We start from the raw sequence: 16,852 nt of genomic DNA, 5'->3' as shown, positions 1-16,852 counted from the left end.
TGCGGGCCGCGTGGCCCGCGGGGTCAGGACTCATCGATGCACCAGTCCTGCCCCTGCTGCTTCATCGGGATCTTCGAGCTCTGCGTGCGGCCGTTGTAGGTCACTGTGACCTCGACGGTGGCCGTGGTGCCGGTGAGCTCGGGCGCGCCGGACACGGCGCCGCGCAGCTCGGCGGCGTCGGTCCACTGCCGTTGCAGGCTGTCCAGCTCCGGCTGCCCGGGGGCGGTGCAGACCAGCGTCCCGTACTGGGCGGCACTGCGGGCGTTGAGCGCGTCGACGGCGGCCTGCGCGAGGGCGGCGGGCCCGGAGCGGGGCGCCGGACGAGCCGTGTCCGGGGAGCTGCCGCCGTCGCCGGAGCCGGTGAGCAGGACCAGCGCGACGACGCCGCCCGCGACGAGCACGACCGCGCCGGCGAGCCCGGCGAGCAAGCCCTTGCGCCGCTTGGGTGGTTCGGCCGTGGGTCCTTCCAGGCTGCCGGACCCGGCGGGCGGCCACGGTGGTGGCGGCTGGGTCATGTCCTCGCACTCCGTCTGTTCGCGGTCCGACGCTGGTTTTGACGCGCGAGGGCCCGGTCCGGTTCGGCCGCGGGCGGGATCCGCCCGGCCGCGAGGATCGTAGCGCCGCCCGCGGGGCGGCCCGCCGGGCGCCGCGCGGCGGAGGCGTGGTCCACCACCGGGGGAGGGAATCCGGTTCGCCCGATCCGGAGACCGCTCACCGAGGGAAATCGCTCCTCCCCGGGGGAGGAGAAGCGGGCCGGGCCCCGGTTTGAAGGTCTTCCGGCAGGGAACACCGCAGATGAACGTCCTGTAAAGCCTTGGTGGGGTGGTCGTGACATGGGTGAATCGTCGACAGCCCGGTCGGCCGCCCGATGGCGTCCTGGCTTCACGGAGAGTAGTTCGCGAAGGACCGCGACGGGCACCGTGACGGGCGCTTGCGCGGTCAGTGGGTTCGTGTATCCGGTGCGACGCGCCGATCCTGTGATGCGGATAGGCCTTTTCATGTCGGTGATCGCCGGTACCGTGGATGAAAAGCACTCCGAGGAGGTGCCGACATGCAACACGACCTTCCCGGAGGTCGGCATGGAGAAGCCGACCCTTCACAGACGACTGGAGCTGGAACGACGCCGGACGACTACGCGCGGCAGATGCGTTTCCTCGAGGAGGAAGTCGCGCTGCTGCGCCGCAAACTGACCGATTCCCCCCGCCAGAACCGCGTGCTGGAGCAGCGCCTCGCCGAAGCGTCGGAGCGTGTCGCCCAGCTGACGGAGCGGAACAGCAAACTGGTCGAGACCTTGCGCGAGGCACGCGGCCAGCTGCTCGCCCTGCGTGAGGAGGTGGACCGCCTCGCCCAGCCGCCCAGCGGGTACGGCGTGTTCGTCGAGGCCTACGAGGACGGCACGGTCGACGTGTTCACCGCGGGCCGGAAGATGCGGGTGTCCGTGTCCCCGGCGGTGGAGGTCGACTCGCTCCAGCGCGGCCAGGCGCTGCGGCTCAACGAGGCGCTCACGGTGGTCGAAGGCGGCGACTTCGAGCGTACCGGTGAGGTGTGCGCGCTCCGCGAGGTCCTCGCCCCCGAGGTCGAGAACGGTGCCTCCCGGGCACTCGTCGTCGGCCACGCGGACGAGGAGCGGGTGGTGTGGCTGTCCGATCCGCTGGCCGCGCAGGCGCTCAAGCCGGGCGACTCGCTGCTGGTGGACTCGAAGGCGGGCTACGCCTACGAGCGGGTGCCGAAGGCCGAGGTCGAGGACCTCGTGCTGGAGGAGGTCCCGGACGTCCGCTACGAGGACATCGGTGGCCTCGGCAGGCAGATCGAGCAGATCCGCGACGCGGTCGAGCTGCCGTTCCTGCACGCCGACCTGTACCGGGAGTACGAGCTGCGGCCGCCCAAGGGCGTCCTGCTCTACGGCCCGCCCGGGTGCGGCAAGACCCTGATCGCCAAGGCGGTGGCCAACTCGCTGGCCAAGAAGGTCGCCGAGGCGCGGGGTGACGGCGGGGCCGCGGAGGCCAAGTCGTACTTCCTCAACATCAAGGGCCCGGAGCTGCTGAACAAGTTCGTCGGCGAGACCGAGCGGAGCATCCGCCTGATCTTCCAGCGGGCCAGGGAGAAGGCGTCCAACGGCACCCCCGTGATCGTCTTCTTCGACGAGATGGAGTCGATCTTCCGCACCCGCGGCAGCGGCGTGTCCTCCGACGTGGAGACCACGATCGTGCCGCAGCTGCTCGCCGAGATCGACGGTGTGGAGGGGCTGGAGAACGTCATCGTCATCGGCGCCTCCAACCGCGAGGACATGATCGACCCGGCGATCCTGCGGCCGGGCCGGCTGGACGTGAAGATCAAGATCGAGCGGCCGGACGCCGAGGGTGCGAAGGACATCTTCTCCAAGTACCTGACGCCGGGGCTGCCGATCCACGCCGACGACCTCGCCGAGTTCGGCGGGGACGCGCAGGCCACGATCGACGCGATGATCCAGCACACGGTCGAGCGGATGTACGAGGAGACGGACGAGAACCGCTTCCTCGAGGTCACCTACGCCAACGGCGACAAGGAGATCCTGTACTTCCGCGACTTCAACTCGGGCGCGATGATCCAGAACATCGTGGACCGGGCGAAGAAGTCGGCGATCAAGTCGGTGCTCGAGACCAAGCAGCCCGGGCTGCGGGTGCAGCACCTGCTCGACGCGATCGTGGACGAGTTCGCGGAGAACGAGGACCTGCCCAACACGACGAACCCGGACGACTGGGCCCGGATCTCCGGCAAGAAGGGCGAGCGGATCGTCTACATCCGCACGCTCGTCACCGGCAAGAACCAGGACTCGGGGCGCGTCATCGACACGGCGACCAACACCGGCCAGTACCTGTAGGGCCGCGAGGTCAGCGGAGGCCGCCGATCCATCCGGGTCGGCGGCCTCCGTCGTGTCAGCGCCGTGCCGCTCGCCGTCCGGCCCACGCCGCGAGCAGCAGCCCGCCGAGGACGACGAGCACGCACCCGGCCATCACCGGGACGTGCGGGCCCGCGCAGGACACGGAATCCGCCGTGCAGCTGCGGAACGGCCCGCCCTGTCCGCTGGAGTCGTACCGCTCCGACGCGAACAGGAACCCCAGCACCGCCGTCACGTGCACGGGCGCGAGCACCAGCGTCACGCCCACGGCGACCGCCACCGCCCGCAAGATCTTCCCCGCCACACCCGGGAAGACGTCCGGCGCCAGGAAGGGTTGTCCCTCCGCTCGCCCCTGCGGTGTATAACGCCCTATACTTCGGCGCATGACCGAACCCTCCCGTCCGCACGCGCCCGTCACGGCCGCCGACGTACTGGCGTGGCTGGAGGAGACCGCCGAGGCCGTCGCGGACGGCCAGGTCAGCGCCGACGAGCTGATCACCGTCCTCGGTGAGCTGCGGCGCGCCTCCGCCGCGTGCGCCGACGCGTCGGACTGGGCCCTGCTCGCCGCGCGGGAGCAGGGCGCGAGCCTCCGGCAGATCGCGCCGGTGTTCGGCAAGGGCTACGTCCGGGCGCCCGCGGCGCGGCTGGAGAAGCTCCACCGCCAGGCGCTGTCGTCCCAGCAGTGGTTGGAAATCCTCCGGCAGCGCGCCGACGGTGTATAACCACCTACACGGCGAGGCATAGAAACCGCTTATGCCCGCGCTGGTGCAGACCGGGAGGAAGGGGCAGGGCCCTGCGTATCGGACTCGGCTTGGCCGCACTGGGCCGGCCCGCGTACATCAACCTGGGCAGGGCCGAGGAACTGCCCGCCGAACGGGACGTCGAGACGATGCGGCGCGCCACGCACGCCGTGCTCGACGCCGCCTACCAGGCCGGCATCCGCTGGATCGACGTCGCGCGGTCCTACGGCCGCGCGGAGGAGTTCCTGGCGAGCTGGCTCGGCCGCCGCGACCCCGGTGACCTGACCATCTCCAGCAAGTGGGGCTACACCTACGTCGGCGCCTGGCGGATGGACGCGGCGATGCACGAGGTGAAGGAGCACTCGGCGAGCAGCTTCTCCCGCCAGTGGTCGGAAAGCCGCTCACTGCTGGGGTCCGCGATCAACCTGTACCAGGTGCACTCGCTGACCCTGGACAGCCCGCTGTTCACCGACGAGGCGCTCCAGCGGGCGTTGTCCGCGCTCGGCGACGACGGCGTCCGCGTCGGCTTCTCCACCTCGGGACCGCGGCAGGGCGAGGTGATCCGCCGCGCCTTCGACCTGGAGATCGCGGGCAGGCCGATCTTCACCGCCGTGCAGTCCACCTGGAACGTGCTGGAACCGTCGGCGGGCCGCGCGCTGGCGGAGGCGCACGCGGCCGGGAACCTGGTGCTGGTCAAGGAAACCCTCGCCAACGGCAGGCTGGTCGTGGCGCCGCCGCCGGTGCTGGCGCGGATCGCCGCCCGGTACGGCGTCGGGCCCGACGCGGTGGCCGTCGCGGCCGTGCTGGCCCGGCCGTGGGCCGACGTCGTGCTCGTCGGCCCCGCCAGCACGACGCAGCTGGCGTCGAACCTCGCGGCGGCGGAGGTGAGTCTGGCCGAAGGGGAACTGCGGGCACTCGCTACGCTCGCCGAGCAGCCGGGGGAGTACTGGGGACGGAGATCCTCTTTGCATTGGCGCTGAACACTTCCGCTACTCTCGGCGCCCCAGCGACGGATTCGAAGGGGAACGACACGGTGCGTCACGGACGGGTAGTGGTCCTGAGCGCGGTGCTGCTGACCGGCCTGACCGGTTGCGCCGACCGCCCCAACGACCTCGAGACCTACTACGACAGGCCAGGGAACGCGGTCACCACGACCACATCGCCGTCCTCGCCCGCGCCGAGCGTGTCCGCGGATCCCGCGGCGGCCGCGTCGAGCAGCGCACGCCAGGCGATCGCCGGCGACGTCGCGGCGGCCGTGCTGACCAAGGAGGACCTGGCGCAGGAGGGTGTGCACGCGGCGGCCGAGCGCGCTGAGAACGGCGCGTGCTTCGACGCGGTGCCCGCGGGCGATCCCCGTGGTGCCAGCTGGACCTACGCCAGCGGTGCGACGTTGACACAGCAGGTCACGGGGTACCTCGACGAGCCGGCGACCGATGTGCTGTCCCGGGTGCAGTGCGACGGGCAGAAGCTGACCGTGGCGCTGCCCGCCGGTGCGCAGGCGGTGCGGGGCTGGTGCGCGAGCGGTACCTGCACGGTGCTGCTCGCGAGCGGGCACGTGTTGTCGGGCCTGCAGGTCAAGGCGGCGACGACCGCCAAGGCGTCGGAGGCCGTCAAGGGCCTGGCGCCGCTGGCGGCGGGCAAGCTGCCCTCCGCTCAGGGGTAGTACCGGCGGAACCACTCCAGGATTCCCTGCCGTCCGTCGGGGATCAGCGGGCTTTCCGGGTCCAGCGCCCATTCCCGCAGTTCCGGCAGCGGCAGCCAGTGGCCCTCGACGATCTCCTCGGGCTGGTGCGTGACCGGGCCGTCCCAGCGGGCTGGAATCGGGTGAGCCGCGCGCAGCGTGTCCGTTGAGGGTGGTGGTGGGCTGGCGGGCGGGGAGAAATTGTGGCAGCGGTGGGGCGGCTGCTCGAAGACGTGCGTGAACAGCGGCGTCAGCGGGACGTCCCGCACCCCCAGTTCCTCGGCCAGCTCCCGGAAAGCGCATTCTCGCGGCGTCTCACCGGCCGCGACGACACCGCCCGCCCAGCAGTCCCACAGCCCGCCGAACACGTCCTTGTCCGGTGAGCGGCGGTGCACGTAGACGCTTCCGCCGTCGCCCGAGCGCACCAGCACCTCGCCCGCCGCGTGCCGCAGCCCGCGCGCCCGCATCTCCGCCCTCGTCGCGCTGCCCGCGACCCCTCCCCGCTCGTCGTAGACCGCGACCAGTTCTTCCCGCACAGGCCCGGACTCTACGACGGGCGAGTGGTTTACCACCCCGCAACCAGGAGGCCGCTCACCCGCCGTCGCCGGGACCCGTAGGCTTGGCACATGCGGCGGATCATGGGAACCGAGGTCGAGTACGGCATCGCGGTGCCGGGCGACGCCACCGCGAACCCGGTGCTCACCTCCACACAGGTGGTGCTGGCGTACGCGGCGGCGGCCGACATCCCCCGGGCGCGGCGCGCGAGATGGGACTACGAGGTCGAGTCCCCGCTCCGCGACGCCCGCGGCTTCGACCTCGCCGGGCCGGGCGGGCCCGGTCACGACCCCGACGTCGAGGACCTCGGCGCGGCCAACGTCATCCTCACCAACGGCGCCCGGCTCTACGTCGACCACGCGCACCCCGAGTACTCCGCGCCCGAGGTCACGAACGCGCGCGACGCGGTGATCTGGGACAAGGCGGGCGAGCGGGTCATGGAGGAGGCGGCGCGCAAGGCCGCGACCGTGCCGGGCCAGCCGCCGCTGCAGCTGTACAAGAACAACGTCGACGGCAAGGGCGCCAGCTACGGCACCCACGAGAACTACCTGATGAACCGGTCGACGCCGTTCACGTCGGTCATCGCGGGGCTCACCCCGTTCTTCGCCTCGCGCCAGGTGGTCACCGGCTCCGGCCGCGTCGGCATCGGCCCGCAGGGCGAGGAGGCCGGGTTCCAGCTGTCGCAGCGCTCGGACTACATCGAGGTCGAGGTCGGCCTGGAGACCACGCTCAAGCGCGGCATCATCAACACGCGCGACGAGCCGCACGCCGACGCGGACAAGTACCGCAGGCTGCACGTCATCATCGGGGACGCGAACCTGGCCGAGTACTCCACGTTCCTCAAGGTCGGCACCACCGCGCTCGTGCTGGACATGATCGAGGCCGGGCAGCGGTTCGACGACCTCAAGCTCGACGAGCCGGTCCGCGCGGTGCACCAGATCAGCCACGACCCGACGCTGAAGACGAAGGTCGGGCTGGCCGGCGGCAAGTCCTACACGGGGCTGGAGATCCAGTTCGCCTACCACGAGCTGGCCGCGGCGCACCTGGAGCGCGAGGGCGGTGACGAGCAGTCCAAGGAGGTCCTGCGGGTCTGGGGCGAGGTGCTGGACGCGCTGGCCCGCGACCCGCAGGAGTGCGCCGACCGGCTCGACTGGCCGGCCAAGCTGCGCCTGCTGGAGGGCTACCGCCAGCGCGACCAGCTGAACTGGGGCGCCCCGCGGCTGCACCTGGTCGACCTGCAGTACTCCGACGTGCGGCTGGACAAGGGCCTGTACAACCGCCTCGTGACGCGCGGCTCGATGAAGCGGCTGGTCACCGAGGAGGAGGTCCGGCACGCGATCACGAACCCGCCGGAGGACACGCGCGCCTACTTCCGCGGGCGCACACTGGAGAAGTACGCGAGCTCCATCGCGGCCGCCTCGTGGGATTCGGTGATCTTCGACGTGGGCAGGGAGTCGCTCGTGCGGATCCCCACCCTGGAACCGCTGCGCGGGACGAAAGCGCACGTCGGAGCGCTGCTGGAGGCGTCGGCGACGGCGGAGGAACTGGTCGAGGCGCTCACCGGCAGCGACTGACGGGTGCCAAGCCGTGTCCTGGCGCATCCCCCGATTGTCGTTCCCACTGGGTAGTCTGGAACCAACAGCTCACCGGGAGGCGAGATGGCTCAGGAAAAGATCGAAAAGCACGGCGGCGGCGACTCCGACGAGGAACTCGAGGGCGGTGCCCCGGCAGGCCAGGAGCGCCGGGAGAAGCTCGGCGAGGACGTCGACACGATCCTGGACGAGATCGACGACGTGCTCGAGGAGAACGCCGAGGACTTCGTGCGAGCCTACGTGCAGAAGGGCGGCGAGTAACCGCTCCCGCCCGGGCCACTAGGCTCACCGCACCCGTTTGCCCCACTGACCTACGTTGATGGGAATCACGAGCACGCATGGACAACACCTCGGGCTCCTCGCTGCCCGCAGCCTATTTCTCGACCACGACCTCGTCGTTCGCCGAGTTCCTCAAGTCGCAGGCGCCTGACCTGTTGCCGTGGCACCGGCAGGCGCCGGGGGCGGCCGCGCACGAGGTGGACGCGCCGCACGGCACCACGATCGTCGCGGTGGCGTTCTCCGGTGGCGTGCTGATCGCGGGTGACCGGCGGGCGACGTCGGGCAACCTGATCGCGTCGCGCGACATGGACAAGATCGCCGTGACCGACGAGTACTCGGCGGTCGGGATCGCGGGTACCGCGGGGCTCGCGATCGAGATGATCCGGCTCTACGCCGTCGAGCTGGCGCACTACGAGAAGATCGAGGGCGTCCCGCTGTCGCTGGACGGCAAGACGAACAAGCTCGCCACGATGGTCAAGGGCAACCTGGACGCGGCGATGGCGGGCCTGGCGGTGCTGCCGCTGTTCGTCGGCTACGACATCGAGGCCGACGACCCCAAGCGCGCCGGCCGGATCGTGTCCTACGACGTGGCGGGCGGCCGGTACGAGGAGCGGGCGGGCTACCACGCGATCGGCTCCGGCTCGCTGTTCGCGAAGTCGGCGCTGAAGAAGCTCTACGACCCGGAGGCCTCGGAGGAGGCCGCCGTGCGCACGGCGGTCGAGGCGCTCTACGACGCGGCGGACGACGACACGGCCACCGGCGGTCCCGACCTGGTGCGCCGGATCTTCCCGACGGTCATCACGGTCACCGCGGAGCGCGGTGCCGAGCACCTGCCCGCCGACCAGGCCGCGGCCGTCGCGGAGGCGGTCGTCGAGGGCCGTCGCGAGCAGGCCGCCTCGGGCCGCAGCTGAGCGGCGCCCCACCCCCGAACCCCCTTTCCGACCAAAGCACTTTGGAGCCGTCACCGTGACGATGCCGCTGTACGCCTCTCCCGAGCAGTTGATGCGCGAGCGCTCGGAGCTCGCCCGCAAGGGCATCGCGCGCGGGCGCAGTGTCGTCGTGCTCAAGTACCGCAACGGTGTGCTGTTCGTCGCCGAGAACCCGTCGACGACGCTGCACAAGTTCTCCGAGATCTACGACCGCATCGGCTTCGCGGCGGTCGGCCGGTACAGCGAGTTCGAGAACCTGCGGGTCGCGGGGATCCGGCACGCCGACCTCAAGGGCTACCAGTACGACCGGCGGGACGTCAGCGCCCGGGCGCTCGCCAACGCGTACGCGGCCACGCTGGGCAGCATCTTCACCGAGCAGCTCAAGCCGTACGAGGTGGAGATCTGCGTCGCGGAGGTCGGCGCCACGTCGGCGGAGGACCAGCTGTTCCGGCTGACCTACGACGGGTCGATCTTCGACGAACCGCAGTTCGTGGTGATGGGCGGGCAGACCGAGCCCATCGTCACCAAGCTCAAGGAGGGCTTCGAGGAGGACGCCGAGCTGGAGCAGGCGCTGCCGATGGCGGTGCGCACGCTGCGCTCGACCTCCCCGAACAACGGCGAGAGCGAGCCGGTCAAGCTCGAGGTGGCCGTGCTGGACCGCAACCGGCCGCGCCGGGCGTTCCGGCGCATCACCGGTGCCGCGCTCGACGCGCTGCTGCCGGAGCCCGAGCCCGCCGCGGACGGTGACCAGCCCGCCGAGGGCGGCGAGCAGTCGCAGAACGGGGAAACCGCGGGCTGACACGAGACCACGCAGCGGGACGCCGGCTCCGGGGGCACCGGGGCCGGCGTCCCGCTGCGTGGGAAACCCGGGCCGCGGTAGGGAATTTTCCGGTTCCGGGTGTGTCGCCGCCCGAACGGCGCTCCGCGACTGGGCCGAAAGCGCCTAGCATTGAGAGATGCAGCGGCGGATTTTTGGCATCGAGACCGAGTTCGGGGTCACGTGCACCTTCCACGGCCAGCGCCGGCTCTCGCCGGACGAGGTCGCCCGGTACCTGTTCCGGCGGGTCGTCTCCTGGGGGCGCTCGTCCAACGTGTTCCTGTCCAACGGCTCCCGGCTCTACCTGGACGTGGGCTCGCACCCCGAGTACGCGACGGCCGAGTGCGACGACCTGGTGCAGCTGGTCACCCACGACAAGGCCGGGGAGCGCATCCTCGAGGACCTGCTCGTGGACGCCGAGCGGCGGCTGGCCGACGAGGGCATCGGCGGCGACATCTTCCTGTTCAAGAACAACACCGACTCCGCGGGCAACTCCTACGGCTGCCACGAGAACTACCTGGTGACGCGCGCCGGCGAGTTCTCGCGGATCGCGGACGTGCTGCTGCCCTTTCTCGTGACCCGGCAGCTGATCTGCGGGGCCGGGAAGGTCCTGCAGACCCCGCGTGGCGCGGTGTACTGCCTGTCGCAGCGCGCCGAGCACATCTGGGAGGGCGTCTCCAGCGCCACCACCCGGTCGCGGCCGATCATCAACACCCGTGACGAGCCGCACGCCGACGCCGAGCGCTACCGGCGCCTGCACGTCATCGTGGGCGACTCGAACATGGCCGAGCCGACGACCCTGCTCAAGATCGGCACCGCGCACCTGGTGCTGGAGATGATCGAGCAGGGCGTGCAGTTCCGGGACTTCACGCTGGACAACCCGATCCGCGCGATCCGGGAGATCAGCCACGACCTGACCGGGCGGCGCCCGGTGCGGCTGGCGGGCGGCCGGGAGGCCTCGGCGCTGGACATCCAGCGCGAGTACTACGGCAGGGCCGTGCAGCACGTGCAGGCCAACGACTCCGGGCCGGTCGCGCAGCGCGTGATCGAGCTGTGGGGCCGGGCGCTGGACGCCGTCGAGCAGCAGGACTTCTCCAAGATCGACACCGAGATCGACTGGGCGATCAAGCACCGGCTGGTGGAGCGGTACCGGGCCAAGCACGACCTGGACCTGTCCAGCCCGCGGGTGGCGCAGCTCGACCTGGCCTACCACGACATCCGGCGTGGTCGCGGCCTGTTCGACCTGCTCCAGCGCAAGGGCCTGGTGCGGCGCATCACCGACGACGGGGAGATCGAGCTCGCGAAGGACACCCCGCCGCAGACCACGCGGGCCAAGCTGCGGGGCGACTTCATCGCCGCCGCGCAGGCCGCGGGCCGCGACTTCACGGTCGACTGGGTGCACCTCAAGCTCAACGACCAGGCGCAGCGCACCGTGCTGTGCAAGGACCCGTTCCGCGCCGTGGACGAGCGCGTCGACCGGCTGATCAGCTCGCTGTGACGACGGTCGAGGTGGACCGGTTCGCCGCCGCGTGGCGCGAGTGGCACCGGGACCGGGAAAGCGTGCTCGCCGAGCCGCACGGGTGGCTGTCCATCACCGGATTGCACTGGCTGACGGACAGTCCCCAGCGGTTCGACGGGGTGCCGGGGCAGTGGCACGAGGAGGACGGCGCGGCCGTCGTCACCGTCTCGCCCGGCGAGGAGCTGGCGGTGGCGGGCACCGAGCGGTTCGAGCTGGTCAACAGCGGGCCGGGGCACCTGATCGACGCCGGGGAGCGCAAGATCGAGGTCGCCCGCCGGGGCGGGTACGTGGTCCGCGTGCACGACCCGGCGAGCCCGGCGCGGGCGGCGTTCCGGGGCGTGCCCGCATACGAGCCCGATCCGGCGTGGGTGGTGGAGGGTGTGTTCGAGCCCTTCGACGAGCCGCGCCCGGTGACGGTCGGCGCGGTCGTCGAGGGCCTGTCGCACGTTTACACCTCGCCCGGGGTGCTGCGCTTCGAGCACGACGGCGCGACGCACCGGCTGACGGCGTTCAACGGCAAGGGCGGCAACGGGTTCTCGGTGCTGTTCACGGACGGGACGAGCGGCGTGACGACGTACGCGGCGAACCGCAGCCTGGCCGTCGCGGCGCCGGACGAGCAGGGGCGGGTGGTGCTGGACTTCAACCGCGCGGTGAACCTGCCGTGCGCGTTCATCCAGTTCGCCACGTGCCCCCTGCCCCCGCCGGGCAACCACCTCCCGTTCGAGGTGACGGCGGGGGAGAAGATCCTCTACAGCTCCTGACCGGTGGGTCGCAGGACGATCTCGTTCACGTCCACCGCAGGGGGCTGGTCGAGGGCGTAGCAGACGGCGCGGGCGACGTCGTCGGGGTCAAGCATGGGCTTGCGGCGCATCTCCTCGTAGATCAGGTCCGTTTCGACGATGCCTGGCTGGAGGAGGGTGACCCGCACGCCCGTGCCGACCGCCTCCTCGCGGATCGAGCCCGCGAGACCCGTGACGGCCCACTTCGTCGCCGAGTACAGGTTCGCGCGGCGGACGTGCCGTCCCGCCACGGAACCGGTCAGGACGAGGTGGCCGCGGGTGCGGGCGAGTGCGGGCAGCGCCGCGCGGGCCGTGATCGCCGCGCCGTAGACGTTCGTCAGCACCATGTCGCGCCACTGCTCGGGGTCCGTGCCCCCGTTGCCGAAGAACGACACCGGCACCATCTGCCCGGCGTTGGCGAACGCCGCGTCCAGCCGCCCGAAGCGGTCCTCGGCCGCCGCCACCGCGGCCGAGATCTGGCTCCACTCGGCCACATCCGCCGCCACGGCCAGCGCGCGGTCCTCGCCCAGCTCGGCGACCAGCGGCGCCAGGCTCTCCCGCGAGCGGGCCACCAGCACCACGCGCCAGCCCGCCCCCGCCGCGCGGCGGGCCGTCGCCGCGCCCAGGCCCCGTGACGCTCCGGTAATCAGAAGCACTCGTTCGGTCATGGGTTCGAAATTTACGGCGTGTAATAGCGGGACCTCCGGGAGGGGTTCGCGGATCCGAGCTACTGTGTTCGCGTGTCCACCGCCCGCGCCGAGCGCTTGGTCAACCTGGTGCTCGCCCTGCTGTCCACCCGGCAGTACCTGACTGCCGAGCGGATCCGCGGGATCGTGCCCGGGTACGCCGACGCCGCCAGCGACGAGGCGTTCTCCCGGATGTTCGAGCGTGACAAGACCGAGCTGCGCGAGCTGGGGATCCCGCTGGAGACCGGGCGCAACTCGGTGTTCGACGGCGCCGACGGCTACCGCATCGCCCGGCGCGACTACGAGCTGGGCGAGATCGAGCTCGCGCCCGACGAGGCCGCCGCCGTGGGGCTCGCCGTGCGGCTGTGGGATTCCCCCGAGCTGACCGGGCAGGCGCAGGGCGCGCTCGTCAAACTCCGCGCCGCCGGGGTCGAGGTCGACCACACGGCGCCGCCGGTCGTCGAGTCCCGCGTGCGCGCCGAGCCCGCGTTCTCCCCGCTGCTGGCCGCCGTGCAGAACCGGCAGCCGGTGCGGTTCGGCTACCGCCGCTCCGGCTCCGCGGAACGGCTCACCCGCACCCTCGAACCGTGGGGTGTGGTGTCGTGGCGCGCCCGCTGGTACGTCGTGGGGCACGACCGCGACCGCGGCGCCCCGCGCTGCTTCCGGCTGTCCCGCATCGTCGGCGAGGTGCGGCCCGCGGGCGCGCCCGGCGAGGTGGACCGGCCCGAGGACGTGAACCTGCTGGAGTTCGTCGCGGGCAGCAGCACGGGCAAGGAGTCCTCGCCGGTCGCCACGGCGAAGCTGTGGATCGCCGACCGCCGGGCGGCCGGGGTGCGGCGGCGCGCGAAGCTGACCGGGCGGCTCACCGTCGCCGGGGTCGAGGGCGACCTGGCCGAGCTGGAGCTGTACTACCCGGAGAGCGCGGCGGACTGGATCGCCGGGCACGGGCCCGACGTCCTCGTGCTCGAACCGGACGTGCTGGCCAAGGCCGTGCACGAACGCCTTCGTGCCGTCGCGGGGGAGGACTCGTGAGCGCTGCGACCGACCGGATGCCGCGCCTGCTCGCGCTGGTGCCGTACCTGCTGGCGCGGCCGGGCATCCGGATCGACGACGCCGCCAGGGACTTCGGGGTCACGCCGAAGCAGCTGCGCCGCGACCTGGAGCTGCTGTGGATGTGCGGGCTGCCCGGCTACGGGCCCGGTGACCTGATCGACCTGTCCTTCGCCGGCGACACCGTCACCGTCACCTTCGACGCCGGGATGAACCGGCCGCTGCGGCTGACCGGCGGGGAGGCGACCGCGCTGCTCGTCGCGCTGCGGGCGCTCGCCGAGACCCCCGGCCTGCTCGACACCGACGCCGTCCGCCGCGCCATCGCCAAGATCGAGGCCGCCGCCGGGCAGGCCCAGCCCTCCGGCGTGGTCGTCGGGCTCGCCCTGCGCGAGGGCGAGCGCACCGCGCACACCCGCGGCGTCGTGCAGCGGGCGCTGCAGGCCGGCCGGGCGCTGCGCATCCGCTACTACACCGCCTCGCGGGACGAGATCACCGAGCGCACCGTCGACCCGATGCGGCTGCTGATCGTGCAGGCCGTCGGGTACCTGGAGGCCTGGTGCCGACGCGCCGAGGGCGTGCGGCTGTTCCGGCTCGACCGCATCGACGACGTCCAGGTGCTCGACGAGCCGGCCGCGCCGCCGCCGACCGCCCGGCCCACCGACCTCACCGACGGCGTGTTCGCGCCGCGGCCCGGGCAGGAGGTCGCCGAGCTGGTGCTGGACCCGGACGCGCGGTGGGTGGCCGAGTACTACCCGTGCGAGGAGCTGGCCGAGCTGCCGGGCGGGCGGCTGCGGGTCCGGATGCGCTACGGCGACGAGTCGTGGATGGTGCGGCTGGTGCTCAGCCTCGGCGGCGACGCGCGGGTGGAGAGCCCCGCCACGCTGGCCGGCTCGGTTCGTCGACGGGCGGCCGACGCGCTGGCCCGGGCTCGTCACCTTCCGTCAACCTTGGGCCAGTAGGGTGACCGCGTGTCGTACCTGCCGAGCATCGTGCTCGCCGCCGCCGGCCTGGTCCTGCTGGCCGTCCTGCTGATTGCTGTGCTCAGGGGCTTGCGCCGGTTCCGTTCGGCGATGAGCATGGTCGTGACGAGTACAGGCGAGCGCACCGGGCTGCTCCGGGCGCGCTCGGCCGGGTTGCGGATCGCGCTCGAGCAGCGTCGGCGCACTCCGGACAACCAGTAGCATTGGGCAAGAGACGAGAAGGAGGCCACTCATGCTGAACGGGTTGCAGCCGTGGCACTTGATCATTTTGGTGCTGATCGTGGTTCTGCTGTTCGGTGCCAAGCGGCTTCCCGACGCCGCCCGCTCCATCGGCAAGTCCATGAAGATCTTCAAGGCGGAGACGAAGGACCTGGCGGGCGAGTCCGCCGCCGAGCCGGAGAAGAAGGAGCTGCCCGCCGCCACGGCGCAGCCCGCGGCGGCCGACCAGCAGGTCGCGGAGCTGCAGCGCCAGCTCGACGAGCTGAAGAAGCAGCAAGAGCAGCAGAAGCACGCCAGCTGACCGGACGGGAACCCTCCAGTGGCGGACGCCGCCTCCTCCAGCCGTCGGGACCGGCGGCGCAAGCGCAGCCGTCGGCACAACCCCGACGGCACGATGACCCTGATCGAGCACATCTACGAGTTCCGCAGGCGGCTCGGTTACGCCCTGCTCGCCGTCGTGGCGGGCGGGATCTTCGGGTTCATCTGGTTCAACACCCACCTGGGCCCGATCCCGTCGCTCGGGCACATCGTGAACCAGCCGTACTGCGCCATCCCCGCTGACCGCAGGCTCAACGGGGCGCAGGGTTGCTACCTGCTGCAGACGGTGCCGTTCGAGGCGCTGATGATCCAGCTGAAGGTGGGCGTCGCCGCCGGTGCGGTGCTCACCTCGCCGCTGTGGCTGTACCAGCTGTGGGCGTTCATCGCGCCGGGGCTGTACTCGAAGGAGCGCAAGTACGCGCTGACGTTCGTCGGGTTCGCGAGCGCCCTGTTCGTCGCGGGCGCGGTGCTGGCGTACCTGCTCATCCCGCACGCGCTCGCGCTGCTGATGGGCTTCGGCAGCGACTTCTTCGTCACCGGTCTCACGGCGGACAAGTACATCTCGTTCGTGCTGTCGCTGCTGGTGATCTTCGGCGTCAGCTTCGAGCTGCCGCTGCTGATCGTGATGCTCAACTTCGTCGGGGTGCTCAAGTACCCGCAGCTGAAGAAGTGGCGCCGCGGGATCATCTTCCTGCTGTTCGTGTTCGCCGCGTTCGCCACGCCCGGTTCGGACCCGTTCTCCATGCTGGGGCTGGCCGGGGCGCTCACGGTGCTCAACGAGATCGCGATCCAGATCGCCCGCGTGCACGACCGCCGCAAGGAGCGGGCCGCGAGCGAGTCCGAGTGGGCGAACGTGCCGGACGACCAGCCGGCGCCGTTCGACTACACGCCGACGAAGATCGACGAGGAACCGGCCGAGAAGGCCGGGCACGGCAGCACCGACGACGTGACGTAGGTGCGGGCCGGGCTGGTCGTCCACCCCGGCTCGGGTTCCGGCGCGGCGGCGCGGGTCGCGGACACCGTCGCGGCCCGGTTGCGGCCGGTCGTGGACGAGCTGCACGTCGGGACCGGGCCGGCGAGCGGGCTGGACCTGCTCGTCGTGCTCGGTGGCGACGGCGCGGTGCACCACGCGGTGCGATACTGCGCAGCCCACGGCGTGCCATTGGGGCTGCTGCCCGCGGGCAACGGCAACGACCTCGCGCGGGCGCTGGACCTGCCACTCGACCCCCTCGGGGCGCTCGAAGTGCTGCTCACGGCCCTGCGCGAGGGCCGTCGGCGGCGCTTGGACCTGGGCTCCGCCGGGGACGCCTGGTTCGCGACCGTGCTGTGCGCGGGCTTCGACGCGGCGGTCGCGCGGCGGGCACACGCCCTGCGCTGGCCTCGCGGCCCGCGCCGCTACGACGTGGCGGTGCTCGCCGAGCTGGCTCGCTTCCGCAGCCACCCCGTGGCGGTCCGCACCGAGCACGAACGGTTCGAGCTGGACGCCACGCTGGTCGCCGTCGGCAACACGGCCTACTACGGCGGCGGCATCCCGATCTGCCCCTCCGCGCGCCCCGACGACGGGTTGTTCGACGTGACGCTGGTGGGCCGGGCGAGCCGGGCCGACCTGGTGCGCCTGCTGCCGAAGCTGCGGGCCGGGGCGCACCTGCGGCACCCCGCCGTGCGGACCCTGCGGGCGAGGGAGGTCCGCATCGAGGGGATCGGGGGGACGGCCCTGCCACTGGTCGTCGACGGCGAACCGCTGCCCACCGGACCGGTCACCGTGCGCTGCGTGCCTGGCGCGCTCACCGTCGTCGCGTGATCTCCCGGCCTCCCGCATGCGAGGTCAGG

General features: G+C 71.8%; 20 protein-coding genes. 16 read left to right on the top strand and 4 right to left on the bottom strand.

The annotated features are described in order from the left end of the window. Nucleotides 1-23 precede the first annotated feature (23 nt). Nucleotides 24-515: a hypothetical protein gene (locus ABFX51_RS05120; protein WP_091503488.1), complete on the bottom strand. Its 492-nt coding sequence runs from the start codon at nt 513-515 to the stop codon at nt 24-26. Nucleotides 516-1,051: 536 nt separating this feature from the next. Here ABFX51_RS05120 and arc point away from each other — a divergent pair. After that, nucleotides 1,052-2,860, top strand: coding sequence for a proteasome ATPase (gene arc / locus ABFX51_RS05115; RefSeq protein ID WP_091503489.1), 1,809 nt, complete (start codon nt 1,052-1,054; stop codon nt 2,858-2,860). A gap of 55 nt (nt 2,861-2,915) precedes the next feature. Here arc and ABFX51_RS05110 read toward each other — a convergent pair whose 3' ends face one another. Next, entirely contained in the window at nt 2,916-3,182 is a 267-nt protein-coding gene (locus ABFX51_RS05110) for a hypothetical protein (RefSeq protein ID WP_346052490.1), read from the bottom strand. Between the two features lie 79 nt (nt 3,183-3,261). Here ABFX51_RS05110 and ABFX51_RS05105 point away from each other — a divergent pair, with 79 nt between their 5' ends. The 3 genes from ABFX51_RS05105 (at nt 3,262) to ABFX51_RS05095 (ending at nt 5,281) form a co-directional block, all read left to right on the top strand. Further along, entirely contained in the window at nt 3,262-3,600 is a 339-nt protein-coding gene (locus tag ABFX51_RS05105; RefSeq protein WP_091503493.1) for a hypothetical protein, read from the top strand. An 89-nt stretch (nt 3,601-3,689) separates the two neighbouring features. Further along, nucleotides 3,690-4,598: an aldo/keto reductase gene (locus ABFX51_RS05100; protein WP_346052488.1), complete on the top strand. Its 909-nt coding sequence runs from the start codon at nt 3,690-3,692 to the stop codon at nt 4,596-4,598. Between the two features lie 71 nt (nt 4,599-4,669). Further along, on the top strand, nt 4,670-5,281 hold the full coding sequence (locus ABFX51_RS05095) for a hypothetical protein (RefSeq protein WP_346052486.1): 612 nt from the start codon (nt 4,670-4,672) through the stop codon (nt 5,279-5,281). Here ABFX51_RS05095 and ABFX51_RS05090 read toward each other — a convergent pair. Continuing rightward, nucleotides 5,272-5,823, bottom strand: a complete 552-nt coding sequence (locus tag ABFX51_RS05090) for an NUDIX domain-containing protein (RefSeq protein WP_428832438.1) — start codon at nt 5,821-5,823, stop codon at nt 5,272-5,274. The genes ABFX51_RS05095 and ABFX51_RS05090 overlap by 10 nt on opposite strands. A gap of 102 nt (nt 5,824-5,925) precedes the next feature. Between ABFX51_RS05090 and dop the strand changes: the two genes are divergently transcribed. The 6 genes from dop to ABFX51_RS05060 all read left to right on the top strand — a co-directional run bounded on the left by dop (nt 5,926) and on the right by ABFX51_RS05060 (nt 11,751). After that, on the top strand, nt 5,926-7,428 hold the full coding sequence (gene dop / locus ABFX51_RS05085; protein WP_346052482.1) for a depupylase/deamidase Dop: 1,503 nt from the start codon (nt 5,926-5,928) through the stop codon (nt 7,426-7,428). Nucleotides 7,429-7,512: 84 nt separating this feature from the next. Then, nucleotides 7,513-7,707 carry a ubiquitin-like protein Pup gene (locus tag ABFX51_RS05080; RefSeq protein ID WP_091503498.1) on the top strand — a complete coding sequence of 65 codons (195 nt, stop codon included), beginning with the start codon at nt 7,513-7,515 and terminating at the stop codon, nt 7,705-7,707. Between the two features lie 77 nt (nt 7,708-7,784). Further along, nucleotides 7,785-8,636, top strand: a complete 852-nt coding sequence (prcB, locus tag ABFX51_RS05075; protein WP_091503500.1) for a proteasome subunit beta — start codon at nt 7,785-7,787, stop codon at nt 8,634-8,636. Between the two features lie 55 nt (nt 8,637-8,691). After that, the gene (prcA, locus tag ABFX51_RS05070) at nt 8,692-9,453 is read left to right on the top strand and encodes a proteasome subunit alpha (RefSeq protein ID WP_346052480.1); all 762 of its coding nucleotides are present in this window, start codon (nt 8,692-8,694) and stop codon (nt 9,451-9,453) included. A 157-nt stretch (nt 9,454-9,610) separates the two neighbouring features. After that, nucleotides 9,611-10,969: a Pup--protein ligase gene (pafA, locus tag ABFX51_RS05065; RefSeq protein ID WP_346052478.1), complete on the top strand. Its 1,359-nt coding sequence runs from the start codon at nt 9,611-9,613 to the stop codon at nt 10,967-10,969. 11 nt (nt 10,970-10,980) lie between these two features. After that, nucleotides 10,981-11,751: a DUF1684 domain-containing protein gene (locus ABFX51_RS05060; protein ID WP_091504270.1), complete on the top strand. Its 771-nt coding sequence runs from the start codon at nt 10,981-10,983 to the stop codon at nt 11,749-11,751. Here ABFX51_RS05060 and ABFX51_RS05055 read toward each other — a convergent pair. Next, nucleotides 11,739-12,437, bottom strand: coding sequence for an SDR family oxidoreductase (locus ABFX51_RS05055; RefSeq protein ID WP_091503505.1), 699 nt, complete (start codon nt 12,435-12,437; stop codon nt 11,739-11,741). The two genes, ABFX51_RS05060 and ABFX51_RS05055, sit on opposite strands and share 13 nt — an antisense overlap. Nucleotides 12,438-12,509: 72 nt before the next feature. On the opposite strand from ABFX51_RS05055, the gene ABFX51_RS05050 reads away from it, so the two are divergent. From ABFX51_RS05050 to ABFX51_RS05025, 6 genes are read left to right on the top strand one after another with little or no spacing between them, the layout of a single operon-like run. Beyond that, nucleotides 12,510-13,487 carry a helix-turn-helix transcriptional regulator gene (locus ABFX51_RS05050; protein ID WP_091503506.1) on the top strand — a complete coding sequence of 326 codons (978 nt, stop codon included), beginning with the start codon at nt 12,510-12,512 and terminating at the stop codon, nt 13,485-13,487. Further along, entirely contained in the window at nt 13,484-14,464 is a 981-nt protein-coding gene (locus tag ABFX51_RS05045) for a helix-turn-helix transcriptional regulator (protein WP_091503508.1), read from the top strand. Before ABFX51_RS05050 ends, ABFX51_RS05045 begins: the two co-directional genes overlap by 4 nt. A gap of 9 nt (nt 14,465-14,473) precedes the next feature. After that, nucleotides 14,474-14,686: a bacteriophage holin gene (locus ABFX51_RS05040; RefSeq protein WP_346052475.1), complete on the top strand. Its 213-nt coding sequence runs from the start codon at nt 14,474-14,476 to the stop codon at nt 14,684-14,686. Nucleotides 14,687-14,717: 31 nt separating this feature from the next. After that, nucleotides 14,718-15,005, top strand: a complete 288-nt coding sequence (gene tatA / locus ABFX51_RS05035; protein WP_346052473.1) for a Sec-independent protein translocase subunit TatA — start codon at nt 14,718-14,720, stop codon at nt 15,003-15,005. Nucleotides 15,006-15,023: 18 nt separating this feature from the next. Further along, a complete protein-coding gene (tatC, locus tag ABFX51_RS05030) occupies nt 15,024-15,977 on the top strand; it encodes a twin-arginine translocase subunit TatC (protein ID WP_346052471.1) in 954 nt (317 codons plus the stop codon). Continuing rightward, entirely contained in the window at nt 15,978-16,823 is an 846-nt protein-coding gene (locus tag ABFX51_RS05025) for a diacylglycerol/lipid kinase family protein (RefSeq protein ID WP_346052469.1), read from the top strand. The last annotated feature ends 29 nt before the right edge of the window (nt 16,824-16,852 follow it).

It is taken from the genome of Amycolatopsis dongchuanensis, assembly GCF_039542405.1.
GTDB lineage: Bacteria > Actinomycetota > Actinomycetes > Mycobacteriales > Pseudonocardiaceae > Amycolatopsis_E > Amycolatopsis_E sacchari.
Note: the sequence above shows the minus strand (reverse complement) of the source record. Positions and strands in the feature narration are given on the sequence as shown.